This window comes from Xylophilus sp. GW821-FHT01B05, assembly GCA_038961845.1.
In the GTDB taxonomy this organism is placed as follows: domain Bacteria; phylum Pseudomonadota; class Gammaproteobacteria; order Burkholderiales; family Burkholderiaceae_C; genus Xylophilus.
In genome coordinates this window covers 4,222,553-4,234,535 of sequence record CP152408.1, presented here as the reverse complement: position 1 = coordinate 4,234,535, position 11,983 = coordinate 4,222,553, and the positions used below count along the sequence as shown (strand labels likewise).

General features: G+C 64.9%; 10 protein-coding genes. 9 read left to right on the top strand and 1 reads right to left on the bottom strand.

The annotated features are described in order from the left end of the window. Positions 1–42: 42 nt before the first annotated feature. Positions 43–1,908, bottom strand: coding sequence for a glutamine--tRNA ligase/YqeY domain fusion protein (locus tag AAFF27_19705; protein ID XAH22225.1), 1,866 nt, complete (start codon positions 1,906–1,908; stop codon positions 43–45). Positions 1,909–2,154: 246 nt separating this feature from the next. On the opposite strand from AAFF27_19705, the gene AAFF27_19700 reads away from it, so the two are divergent. The 9 genes from AAFF27_19700 to AAFF27_19660 all read left to right on the top strand — a co-directional run bounded on the left by AAFF27_19700 (position 2,155) and on the right by AAFF27_19660 (position 11,981). Then, positions 2,155–2,520: a hypothetical protein gene (locus AAFF27_19700; protein ID XAH22224.1), complete on the top strand. Its 366-nt coding sequence runs from the start codon at positions 2,155–2,157 to the stop codon at positions 2,518–2,520. Between the two features lie 405 nt (positions 2,521–2,925). Next, positions 2,926–4,248 carry an MFS transporter gene (locus AAFF27_19695; GenBank protein ID XAH22223.1) on the top strand — a complete coding sequence of 441 codons (1,323 nt, stop codon included), beginning with the start codon at positions 2,926–2,928 and terminating at the stop codon, positions 4,246–4,248. 201 nt (positions 4,249–4,449) lie between these two features. Next, a complete protein-coding gene (locus AAFF27_19690) occupies positions 4,450–5,280 on the top strand; it encodes a shikimate dehydrogenase (protein ID XAH22222.1) in 831 nt (276 codons plus the stop codon). A gap of 226 nt (positions 5,281–5,506) precedes the next feature. Next, positions 5,507–6,406 carry a nitrilase family protein gene (locus tag AAFF27_19685; GenBank protein XAH22221.1) on the top strand — a complete coding sequence of 300 codons (900 nt, stop codon included), beginning with the start codon at positions 5,507–5,509 and terminating at the stop codon, positions 6,404–6,406. Between the two features lie 46 nt (positions 6,407–6,452). Beyond that, entirely contained in the window at positions 6,453–7,619 is a 1,167-nt protein-coding gene (locus AAFF27_19680; protein XAH22220.1) for a substrate-binding protein, read from the top strand. Between the two features lie 40 nt (positions 7,620–7,659). After that, a complete protein-coding gene (locus tag AAFF27_19675) occupies positions 7,660–8,493 on the top strand; it encodes a branched-chain amino acid ABC transporter permease (protein ID XAH22219.1) in 834 nt (277 codons plus the stop codon). A gap of 34 nt (positions 8,494–8,527) precedes the next feature. Further along, positions 8,528–10,297, top strand: coding sequence for an ATP-binding cassette domain-containing protein (locus tag AAFF27_19670; protein XAH26273.1), 1,770 nt, complete (start codon positions 8,528–8,530; stop codon positions 10,295–10,297). Beyond that, entirely contained in the window at positions 10,294–11,001 is a 708-nt protein-coding gene (locus AAFF27_19665; protein ID XAH22218.1) for an ABC transporter ATP-binding protein, read from the top strand. The genes AAFF27_19670 and AAFF27_19665 overlap by 4 nt, the downstream gene beginning before the upstream one ends. After that, complete coding sequence (locus AAFF27_19660) at positions 10,998–11,981, top strand: asparaginase (protein ID XAH22217.1); 984 nt, start codon at positions 10,998–11,000, stop codon at positions 11,979–11,981. Before AAFF27_19665 ends, AAFF27_19660 begins: the two co-directional genes overlap by 4 nt. The last annotated feature ends 2 nt before the right edge of the window (positions 11,982–11,983 follow it).

Sequence of the window (11,983 nt, the reverse complement as noted above, 5' to 3'; positions counted from 1 at the left end):
CGGCGCTGGTCGTGGTGGCCATGGCGTGTGGGGCTGGGCGCCTTAGCGCGCCCAGCTGTCCTTCAGGCCGGTGATGCGGTTGAAGACCGGCGGTGCGCCGGCCGGCGAGCCGGTGTCCACGACAAAGTAGCCGTGGCGCTCGAACTGGAAGCGGCTGCCCGGCGTGGCCTGGGCCAATGCCGGCTCGACCAACGCTTGCACCGTGCGCAGGCTGTCGGGGTTGAGCGCTTCGAGGAAGTCGCGCCCGCCCGCATCCGGGTGCGGGTCGGCAAACAGGCGGTCGTACAGCTGTACCTGTACCGGCACGCCGTCATTGGCGCCCACCCAGGTGATCACGCCCTTGACCTTGACCGCGTCAGCGCCGGGCGTGCCGCTCTTGGTGTCGGGCACCAGCAGGGCCTGCACTTCGGTCACCTGGCCGTTGGCGTCCAGCGTGGCGCCGGTGCATTCGATGACGTGGCCGTACTTCAGGCGCACCTTGTTGCCGGGCTTGGCCGTGCCGTCGGCCGTGGTGTGCGGCGGGAACAGGCGGAAGAAGCCCTTGGGCGGCACGGCGGCGTAGTCGCTGCGCTCTATCCACAGCTCGCGGCCCAGCTTGAAGCTGCGCCGGCCCATGTCCGGGTGGTGCGGGTGCACCGGGGCGCTGCAGTCGTCCAGCGTGCCGGCGCCCATGACCTCGTCCCAATTGCTGATGACCAGCTTGACCGGGTCCAGCACGGCCATGGCGCGCGCGGCTTTTTCGTCCTGGTCTTCGCGCAGAGCGATTTCCAGCGAGCTGTAATCAATCCAACCGCCGGCCTTGCTGGCGCCGCTGCGCTCGCAGAACAGGCGGATGGCCTCGGGCGTGTAGCCGCGCCGGCGCAGGCCGGCGATGGTGGGCATGCGCGGGTCGTCCCAGCCGCTGACATGGCCTTCTTCCACCAGTTGGCGCAGCTTGCGCTTGCTGGTGATGACGTAGGTCACGTTGAGCCGTGCAAATTCATATTGCCGTGGCGGCGGCGCATTGAGCAGCCTGGCTTCGATCAGGCGCTCGAGTAGCCAGTCGTAGAACGGGCGCTGGTCTTCGAATTCGAGCGTGCAGATGCTGTGGGTGATGTTCTCCAGCGCGTCCTCGATCGGGTGCGCGAAGGTGTACATCGGGTAGATGCACCACTTGTCGCCGGTGTTGTGGTGCGTGGCGCGGCGGATGCGGTAGAGCGATGGGTCGCGCAGATTGATGTTGGGCGAGGCCATGTCGATCTTGGCGCGCAGCACGGCCGCGCCGTCGGGCAACTGGCCGCCCTGCATGGCACGGAAACGCGCCAGGTTCTCGGCCGGCGTGCGGCTGCGGAACGGGCTGTTGGTGCCGGGCGTGTTGAAGTCGCCGCGGGTGGCGCGCATCTGCTCGGGCGTCTGCTCGTCGACGTAGGCGTGGCCGGCTTCGATCAGCGCCTCGGCCGCGCGGTACATGAAGTCGAAGTAGTTGCTGGCGTAGTACAGGTGCTCGGTGCCATTGGCGCGCCAGTCAAAGCCCAGCCAGTGCACGGCGTCGACGATGGCGTCTACGTACTCCTGCTCTTCCTTCTCGGGGTTGGTGTCATCGAAGCGCAGGTGGCAGACGCCGCCGTACTCTTGCGCCAGCTCGAAGTTCAGGCAGATGCTCTTGGCGTGGCCGATGTGCAGGTAGCCGTTGGGCTCGGGCGGAAAGCGCATGCGCACGCGGGCCGGGTCGGCACCGCCGGCGGCGTGGTGGGCGCCGTCGCCCGGGCTGCCGCCCCAGTGACGCTGGGCATAGCTGCCGCGCCCGAGGTCTTGCTCGATGATCTGGCGGAGGAAGTTGCTGGGCCGGCTGCTGGCATCGGGCGCCGTCTCTGCGGCGGGCGTGGCGGCAACAGTGGCTGCCGATCCGCCATGGGAGGGAGAAGTCATCCTCTGATTTTAGGTGGCGCCGCCGCATTGCGCCGGACTGCAACGACGGTTACCGAAGGTACGGCGCCATTCGGTGGCGCGGCAGGCCTGCCCCTGTGGCGCGGGGGGCGACGCCGAGGGGGCGCTGGCCGGCAGCGTTACCACTGGACACGAGTCCGTGGCCCGGTCTGCCATCCGGGGCTGGGTTTCATGCGTTACTTACACCACGGCGTGGTTCTCACTGCGCAGTTGAAAGGAAATCCCATCATGATCAAGCAACTCTCGACCCGGCTCGCCCTTGGCGCAGCCGTACTGGCAGCATCGCTCGGTACCGTGGGCGTGGCGCATGCAGGCAATGTGGCCTGGTCGGTTGGCGTATCGGTACCTGGCGTGGCCATCGGCGCCACGGCCCCCGGCTACTACGCACCGCCGCCGCCCGTCTACTACAACCCGGCACCGGTCTACTACAACCCGGCGCCCGTGTATGTGGCACCGCGCCCGGTGTACTACGCGCCGCCGCCGGTGTACTACGCACCGCGCCCCGTCTATTACGGCGGTGGCGGCTACGGCCCACGCGGTTACTGGGGCGGTGGCCCGCACTGGCACGGCGGCGGCCGCCGTGACTGGCGCTAATTGAGCAGCTGATTTTTCCTGCGAGTGCTACAGACTCTGTAGCTTAAAGCCAAGGTGTGGCCTTGGCTTCGGGGTTAAATGGCACGAAAGTGCTGGCTGACTCCTCGTTGAAGAGCGTTCTGTTGAACGCTCTTTTTTTTCGTCTGTACGGTTCGTGGGGGAGGGCCACGAGGTGTTTGAGCGCCACAGGCGCTTCCTAGGTCTAACCCTATTTCCAGCCGATCATTGAACTGTGGTGATCGATGATCGTACTGATTGGCGTGGGCCTTCTTTCTTGCGTGGTGCTGAATCACTACATTCGCCAGATGTTATGGACGATCAGTGCACGGACTGATCGCGGATCGCCGCCAGGCCACCAGAGGCTCGTCCATCTTTTTCTTCGTTCAGCCCCACAGGAGACACCCCATGTCCACCGCCACGCAGAACGCTGCGGCACAGGCCGACCGCGGCAAATCGCCGCGCAAGGCCGCGTTTGCCAGCTGGATCGGCAGCGCCGTCGAGTACTACGACTTCTTCATCTACGGCACGGCGGCGGCGCTGGTGTTCGGCAAGATCTTCTTCCCCTCGTTCGATCCCAAGCTGGGCAGCATCGCCGCCTTTGCCACCTTTGGCGTGGCCTACATCACGCGCCCCTTTGGCGCGCTGATCCTGGGCCACGTGGGCGACAAGTTCGGCCGCAAGAAGGTGCTGACCTTCACGCTGCTGTTGATGGGCATCTCTACCTTCGGCATCGGGCTCTTGCCGACCTACCACCAGATCGGCATTGCCGCGCCGCTGCTGCTGGTGTTGCTGCGTTTGCTGCAGGGCATCTCTGCCGCGGGTGAGCAGGCGGGTGCCAACTCGATGACGCTGGAGCATTCGCCGGCGCACCGCCGCGCCTTCTTCACCAGCTTCACGCTGTCGGGCACGCAGGCCGGGCTGATTTTGGCGACGCTGGTGTTCATCCCGATCTCGGCCTTGCCAGAGGACCAACTGCTGTCCTGGGGCTGGCGCATTCCCTTCTTCCTGAGCGCCATCGTGGTGGCGGTGGGCTTCTGGGTGCGGCGCACGCTGCCGGAGACGCCAGCTTTCCAGCAGGAAGACAAGAAGGCAAATGACAAGAACCGCATGCCGGTGGTGGACCTGTTCCGCTCGCACACGCCTGATGTGCTGCGCGTGGTGTTTGCCGCGCTGGTGTCGGTGGTGAGCACCATCTTCAGCGTGTTCACGCTGTCTTATGCGGTCAACACCATGCACATCCCGCGCGCCACCATGCTCACGGTGCTGGTGCTGGCCAATGTGGTGGCGCTGGGCGCGATCCCGCTGTGGGCCACGCTGTCGGACCGCATCGGGCGCAAGCCGGTGTTCATCCTGGGCTCGCTCGGCTCGGCGGCGCTGATCTGGCCCTATATGTGGGCGATCAGCACGGTCAACCTGCCCATGATCTTTGTGCTGGGCCTGCTGCTGTCAGGCGTGGTCTACAGCGCGGCCAATGGCGTGTGGCCGGCGTTTTATGGCGAGATGTTCAGCACCCGCGTGCGGCTGTCGGGCATGGCCATCGGCACGCAGATCGGCTTTGCGCTGGGCGGCTTCGCGCCCACCATTAGCGCCGCCATCATCGGCGACGGCCCCAACGGCTGGGTGCCGGTGGCGGTGTTTACGGCGGCAGCTTCCATTGTCTCGGCGCTCGCGGCTTTCTCCGCGCGTGAAACCTACAAGGTGCCGATGGAGCAACTGGGCCGTCCCTGAAATGAAGCTCACCCCCAGGTTTCGCGCTTCGCGTCTTCGCCAACCCCCTTGCAGGGGACACATCCAGCGGCCTGGCAAAGCCAGTTCCGCGGATGTCCGCGCATGGTCTGCTCCGCGACCTCTTGTGTCTTCCTGTTTCGTGCGTCGCGGGCGGCGCGTAACACCATTGATGGCGGAGTTGTCCGTGAGCAAGCGTTTCCCATGATCAGTGGCAAGACCACCCTCATCGCCCACCTGGGCTGGCCGACCGAGAGCTTCAAGGCGCCGATGATCTACAACCCCTGGTTCGAGCGCCAGGGCATAGACGCAGTGGTCGTGCCCATGGGCGTCAAGCCCGAGGACTACCGCAGCTTTCTGCCGCTGTTGTTCCGCATGAGCAATATCCGCGGCGCGCTGGTGACCATGCCGCACAAGACCACCACCATGGCGCTGGTGGACGAGGCCACGCCCACCGCGCTGATCGCCGGCGCGGCCAATGCCATCCTGCTGCGGCCCGACGGCACGCTGCTGGGCGACCAGTTCGACGGCGCGGGCTTTGTGCGCGGCGTGCTGCGCAAGGGCTTCAAGCTGAGCGGTGCACGGGCGCTGGTGTCGGGCAGCGGCGGCGTGGGCTCGGCCATCGCGGCCTCGTTGGCGGCGGCGGGCGTGGCGGAGCTGGCTTTGTTCGACTTGAACACAGCCTCTTGCGAAGGCCTGGCCGCGCGCCTGCGCGAGCACTACCCGCAGTTGCGCGTGAGCACCGGCTCCAATGATCCCGCCGGCTTTGACATCGTGGTTAACGGCACGCCGCTAGGCATGCGCGAGGGCGACCCGCTGCCTTTCGACATTGACCGCATCGCGCCCACGACTTTCGTGGGCGAGGTGGTGATGAAGTCCACCTGGACGCCACTGCTGCAGGCCGCCCGTGCCAAGGGCTGCCCGGTGCAGGTGGGGACCGACATGCTGTTCGAGATGATTCCGGCCTACCTGGAGTTTTTTGGTTTTGGCACCGCTACGCCGGAGGACTTGCGTGAGGTTGCGCGGCTGGAGTGAGCGCATCTTCTTGCCACTGACTCAGCATTGATAGGCATTGAGCCGAAGGGGCGCAAGAAGTCGAATTTAATTTGACACGCGAAAATAGTTCCCCTATTCTCCGGCCCCACGACAGCACCCGCATTGGTTGCTTCGGACAGCAACATTGCTGTTTTACATACCGGCTATGAAAGCCCTCGAATTACGCGCAAGCGTGGTCGAGGGCTTTTTTGTTTTTGGAGCTTCAATGACATCGACCGACGAGGTCTTTTCGACAGGCCGGGCCTTCCCTGATCTGGTCGTAGCCAGCGTGCAAATGGAGCCGCGCGTGGGCCGCAAGGACAACAACGTCGCGCATTCGATCAAGAGCATCGAGGAGGCTGCCGCTCAGGGCGCATCGATCGTGGTGCTGCCCGAGCTGGCCAATAGCGGCTACGTCTTCGAGAGCCGCGCCGAGGCCTTTGCACTCGCCGAGGCCGTACCTGATGGCCCGAGCACGCAAGCCTGGATCGAGGTGGCGCGGCGCTGCAAGGTACACGTGGTCGCGGGCATTGCGGAGCGTGAAGGCGATCGCCTCTACAACGCGGCCGTGGTCATCGGGCCGCAGGGATGGCTCGGCACCTACCGCAAGCTGCACCTGTGGGGTGACGAGCACCTGATCTTCGAACACGGCGACAAGGGCGTGCCCGTGTTCCACACCGAACACGGCCGCCTGGGCGTGCTGATCTGTTACGACGGCTGGTTCCCGGAGATGTACCGCCTGCTTGCCATGCAGGGCGCGGACATCGTGTGCATGCCAACCAATTGGGTGCCCATGCCGGGCCAGCCGGCCGACCAGCCTGCGATGGCCGTCACGCTGGCGATGGCGAGCGCGCACGGCAATGGCCTGAGCATCGTCTGCGCCAACCGCATCGGCACCGAACGCGGCCAGCCCTTCATCGGGCAGAGCCTGATCGTGGGCGCGCAGGGATGGCCGCTGGCCGGGCCTGCGTCGCCCGACCGCGAAGAGATTTTGTACGCACGCATCAACCTCAAGGCTTCGCGCCAGGGGCGTCATCTCAACAGCTTCAACCATGTGCTGAGGGATCGCCGCGACGACGTCTACGACCCGATGCTGGGCACCGGCTGGCCGTTGCCGAGGCACTGAGCGCCTTCTTTTTTCTGCTCCCATCAACCCACCTGAGGACTTCGCCATGAAAAGATTTTTGTCATCCTTCACGCGTATCGGTGCCTGCGCCGCCGTGGCCTTGCTAGCTGCCGGCGCCCATGCTGCCGATCCGATCCGCATCGGTGTGGCTGTGGGCCTGTCGGGGGCCAACAGCGTGGTCGCGCCGGCCGTCGTGCAGTCGTCGCAGCTTGCGGTCGAGCAGATCAATGCGGCTGGCGGCATCCTGGGTCGCCAGGTGGAGCTGGAAATTGCCGACGACGCCTCCGGTGCGGTTGGGGCGCAGAAAGCCTTTGACACGCTGGTGTTCCAGAAGAAGGTCCAGGCCATCATCGCCATGGAGACCAGCGCCGCACGCAATGCTGCGCTACCCGTGATCAGCAAGGGCAAGGTGCCCTACATCTACACCTCGTTCTATGAAGGCCGTTCGTGCAACAACTGGATGCACGTGAACGGCTGGGTGCCCGAGCAGCAGGTGGCCCCGGTGGTCGACTACTTTGCCAAGAGCAAGAACGCGAAGACCTTCTTCCTGGTCGGCAACGATTACGCCTTTGGCCGCGGCATGCTCGACTTCACCAAGAAGTACATCGAGAAGCAGGGCGGCAAGGTGATTGGCGAAGAATACCTGCCCATCGATGGCAGTGACTGGACCTCGGTGGTGTCAAAAATCCGTGCCGCCAAGCCAGACGCACTGATCAGCGCCACGGCGGGCGGCGCGCCCAATGTCTCGCTCGCCAAACAGCTCAAGGGTGCTGGGCTGTCGCTGCCCTACGGCAACCTGGCCATCGACGAAGGCACAGCCAAGACCATGGGCGATGTGGCCACGGGTTTGTACATGTCGGCGTCCTATCTCACCAGCATCGACTCGCCGCAGAACAAGGCCTTCATCGACGCCCTGACGAAGAAATTTGGTGCTGAACTCAAGACACCCAATGAACTCTCCGAGCCGCAGTACGAAGCCTTCTTCCTCTACAAGGCGGCGGTCGAGAAGGCCGGCTCTACGGATGCAGCCAAGGTGAACCAGGCGCTGAGCGAGGTCTCATACACCGGCCCGCGTGGTGCGGTGTCCATGAACAGCAGCCGCCACACGCCGCTGTCGATGCGTCTGGGCCAGGTGCAGGGTGACGGATCGATCAAGATCCTGGAGACCTTTGCCAATGTAAGCCCGGGCGCACAGTGCCCCAAGCTCAACTAAGAACGGCCCGCGCTCGCTGAAGAAGAACCCGGAAACTCTCATGGTGCTATTGCTGGACTTGCTCACGACGGCGGCGATGTTGTTCGTCGTCACTGCGGGGCTACTGATGATCTTCGGGGTCATGAAGATCGTGAACTTTGCGCATGGCGCCTTGCTCACGCTCGGTGGCTACGCGAGCTACGTGGTCACACAGCTGAAGCTGGACCCGTGGTTGAGCTGGCCGCTCGCGTTCGTGGCCGGCGTGCTGGTGGGCATGCTGGTGGAGTGGCTGATCGTGAGGCCGCTCTACAAGCGGCCGCTAGACGCCATCCTTGCGACCTGGGGCCTGGGCATCATCATCGGGCAGCTCATCGTGATGGGCTTCGGGCGCGAGGTGCAGTTTGTTGATGCGCCGCTGGCCGGCACATGGGCGGTGCTTGGCGTGGACTACTCGGCCTACCGGCTGCTGCTGGTGCCGATTGCCATTGCGCTGTGCCTGCTGCTCACGGGCTTGTTGAACGGAACGCGCTTTGGCATTCGCACGCGCGCCGTGATCATGAACGAGGAGCTGGCGAGCGGGCTGGGCATTCATTCGGGCGGCGTGCGCTTCGTCACCTTCAGCCTGGGGGCCGGGCTAGGCACACTGGCCGGCACGATGATCACGCCGCTGTCGAGCGTAGACCCGAACATGGGGCTGCCCTGGCTGGTGAGCGCCTTCATGCTGGTGATGGTGTCGGGCCATTCAATGCTGAGCCTGCTGGCCACCTGCCTTGTCTTTGGCGCCTGCCAGGTATTGGTGAGCACCTATGCGAACCCGGTGCTCGGTGGCTTGACGATTGCAGTGTTGGCGGCCGTGACGCTGCGCATCCGTCCCAAGGGGTTTGCACGTGGCTGAGGCTGTCACCGTGGCGGGATCGCCTTCTTCTTCCGTGCGTAAAAAATTGCAATCGGGCCGTGGCATCGCGGTGCTCGGTGCGATCGGTGTGGCCCTGCTCGTTGCCGGGCCGTGGCTGTTCGACACCTATCTGTTGAATGTCCTGATCAAGGCCTTCTTCTTCGCGATCGCGGCCATCACGGTCGATGTGCTGTGGGGCTACACGGGCTATCTCACCTTTGGCCAGTCGGCATTCTTCGGCATCGGCGCGTATGCGGCGGGCCTGGTCTTCACACACGGCGGCTTCAGCACACCGATGGTGTTGCTGGCTTTTGGCGCGGCCGTGCTGGCGTGCGCGGCGGTGGGGGCGCTGGTCGGATGGCTCTCCTTCTATCGCGGCGCGTCGCCCTTCTTCGCGACCGTGATTTCGCTTGTGCTGCCCATTGTGCTGACACAGTTGCTGCTGTCGGGCGGCGAATGGACGGGTTCCAGCTCGGGCCTCACGGGTTATGACAGCTTCGATCTGTCGATGGAAGCGTGGTATTGGATTTCGGGCGCGATGCTGCTGCTGTTCGGCGTGCTGGGCTGGTTGCTGGTGCGCAGTGATGCGGGCCGAGTGTTGGCCGCCATCCGCGACAACGAATCGCGCTGTACCTATCTTGGTATCTCCACCGCGCTGGTGAAGATCGCGCTGCTGGTGGTCATGGCCGTAGTGGCAGGCCTGGCGGGCTTCGGCTACGGCGCCTTCAGCGGCGTGGTGGCGCCAGAGCTGACAGGCTTCGCGCTTGGCACCGAGCTGGTGATCTGGGTGGCGCTGGGCGGGCGCGGCACGCTGTGGGGGCCGCTGATCGGTGCGGTGCTCATCAACGTGGCCACGGCCTACCTGAGCAGCAGCATGCCGTTTGCGTGGCAGTTGATTCTGGGCGTGGCCTTCGTGCTGGTGATCGTGCTGCTGCCGCAAGGGCTGGTGCCTTTGCTGCTCAAGCCTTTCGGTCTGGGACGAATCGGTGCGCGTGTACCGGCGCTGGCTGAGCGCCCACTCGATGCAGTGGGCACGCAGGACGCAGTGCCCGCACTGCAGATGCACCAGGTCACGCGCAACTTTGGCTCGCTCAAGGTGCTGCAGGGCATAGACCTGGAAGCGCGTGCAGGTGAGCTGGTCGGCCTCATAGGCCCCAACGGGGCTGGCAAGACCACGCTGATGCGCTGCATGAGCGACGGCGCGGATCGCAGCTCGGGCACGGTGACGCTGTGCGGCAAGGACATTCGCCAGTTGCCACCCGAGGACTGTGTGCGCTTCGGCCTGGGTCGCAAGTTCCAGAACGCCAATATCTTCGAGTCTCTGACGGTCGCCGAGTGCCTGCGCATTGCTGGCACTTTGCTCGAATGGCCGTCGCTGATGCGGCGAAGCGGAACGCTCAAGCTGCCGCCCTACGCGCTGGAGGTGGTGCGCACCACAGGCCTCGAGGCAAAGCTCTCGACCGTGGCGCGTGACCTGTCGCACGGCGAGCAGCAGGCGCTGGAGCTGGCTATGGTGCTGGCGCTGAAGCCGCGCATCGTGCTGCTCGACGAACCGACCGCGGGCCTGACCAAGACCGAGCGCACGCAGGTTGGCGAGATTCTGTCGTCGTTGGCGCACCGCTACCAGTTGTGTTGCCTGCTGGTGGAGCATGACCTCGATTTCGTCGAGGAAGTTGCCACCCGCATCGTAGTGCTGCACCAGGGCGCGATCGTCATGCAGGGCAGCTTTCGCGAGGTGGTGAATTCGCCGCTGGTGAAGACCATCTATTCGGGCAGCGCCCATGCAGTGAAGGAGGCCGCATGACACAGGCCGCATTGAAGCTCGACGGCATCACCAGCGGCTACCGCGAGTCGGTGGTGCTGCGCGGGCTGTCGCTGAGCGTGGGAGCGGGCGAAGCGGTTGCGCTGCTGGGCAAGAACGGCATGGGCAAGAGCACCTTGCTCAAGACCGTGATGGGCTACCTGCCGAAGAAAGCCGGCAGCATCCATCTGGGCGGCAAGGACATCACTCGCATGCCACCGCACCGCATCGCACGCCAGGGCATCGCGTATGCGGCGCAGGAGCATGCGCTGTTTGCCGACCTCAGCATTCGCGACAACCTGCGGCTGGGCCTGGCGAAGGAATCCGATTTTGACGAGCGCTTCGACGCGATCGAGCCGCTGTTCCCGGTGTTCAAGAGCCGGCTGCCGCAGTACGCCGGCACGCTGTCGGGCGGCGAGCAGAAGATGCTGCTGCTGGCGCGTGCGCTCATGATGCGGCCGGCATTGATTCTTCTCGACGAGATCACCGAAGGGCTGCAGCCGTCGGTGATCGACCGACTCGCCAATGCGTTGGTGAACGAGCGTGCGCAGCGCGGCACCACGCTATTGGTGATTGAGCAGAACGTGCCTTTTGCGCTGCAGGTGGCCGACCGCTACGTGGTGCTGAAGCAGGGCGACCTGATTGACGAGGGCGATGCGAAGGCTGCCGGCGCGGCCGAGCATGTGTTTGAGCACTTGCGCGTATGACGCTACCCACCTGTGTGCTTATCGCCACCGGCGGCACCATCGCGATGAAGATCGATCCGGTGCGCCAGGTGCCTCTGCCGGCCCTGTCGGGCGAAGACCTGCTGGCCGTGGTGCCAGGCCTTGCCGAGTTGGCACGGCTGGAGGTGATCGATCTCTGCAACAAGCCCTCGGATCACATGGGCCCTGACGACTGGGCGCTGTTGAACTGTGCCGTCAAGACTGCGCTCGCGCGTGACGACGTGGCCGGCGTGATCGTCTCGCACGGCACCGACACGCTGGAGGAGGCGGCCTGGTTCCTTGACTTGACGCTGGACGCCGTCAAGCCCGTGGTGCTGGCCGGTGCGCAGCGCAACGCTTCGGCGTCGGATTTCGATGGCCCGCGCAACCTGCGTAATGCTGTGCGCGTCTGCCTTGCGCCCGAGGCACGAGGCCGCGGCGTGATGGTTGCGATGAACAACCAGATCCACGCTGCGCGCGAAGTCAGCAAGACCCATACGGCCGATGTCGAGTCATTCAAGTCAGGCGATTTCGGCCTGCTCGGTTCAATCGACGATGACCGCGTGGTGTTCTCGCGCTCGCCCCTGCGGCGTCAGCATCTGCCGTTGCGCGGTGGCGTTCTGCCCCCGATCGAAATCGTTGCCATGTACGGCGGTGCCAGCGGCGCGATGTTGCGCGCCGCCGTGGCGCAGGGCGCGCGCGGCATCGTGGTACAGGCACTGGGCCTGGGCAACGTCAACACCGCGATGTTCGAGGCCATTGAATGGGCCATCACCCATGGCGTTGCGGTGGTGATATCGACCCGCGTACCCAACGGCCGCGTGCGCCCCAGCTACGGTTTTGTCGGCGGCGGGAGTACGCTCAAGGACGCGGGCGCGGTCTTTGCCGACAATCTGAGCCCGCAGAAGGCACGTATCCTGCTCATACTGGCACTGCAGGAGGATCGCGACGCGCTCTCTCTGCAAACCCTGTTCGACCGATGAAG

Bases quoted from the DNA above. Each gene is read 5' to 3' on its own strand.
- AAFF27_19700 (XAH22224.1), top strand. From the start codon at position 2,155: ATGATCAAGCAACTCTCGACCCGGCTCGCCCTTGGCGCAGCCGTACTG.
- AAFF27_19705 (XAH22225.1), bottom strand. From the start codon at position 1,908: ATGACTTCTCCCTCCCATGGCGGATCGGCAGCCACTGTTGCCGCCACG.
- AAFF27_19690 (XAH22222.1), top strand. From the start codon at position 4,450: ATGATCAGTGGCAAGACCACCCTCATCGCCCACCTGGGCTGGCCGACC.
- AAFF27_19675 (XAH22219.1), top strand. From the start codon at position 7,660: ATGGTGCTATTGCTGGACTTGCTCACGACGGCGGCGATGTTGTTCGTC.
- AAFF27_19685 (XAH22221.1), top strand. From the start codon at position 5,507: ATGACATCGACCGACGAGGTCTTTTCGACAGGCCGGGCCTTCCCTGAT.
- AAFF27_19695 (XAH22223.1), top strand. From the start codon at position 2,926: ATGTCCACCGCCACGCAGAACGCTGCGGCACAGGCCGACCGCGGCAAA.
- AAFF27_19680 (XAH22220.1), top strand. From the start codon at position 6,453: ATGAAAAGATTTTTGTCATCCTTCACGCGTATCGGTGCCTGCGCCGCC.
- AAFF27_19665 (XAH22218.1), top strand. From the start codon at position 10,294: ATGACACAGGCCGCATTGAAGCTCGACGGCATCACCAGCGGCTACCGC.
- AAFF27_19660 (XAH22217.1), top strand. From the start codon at position 10,998: ATGACGCTACCCACCTGTGTGCTTATCGCCACCGGCGGCACCATCGCG.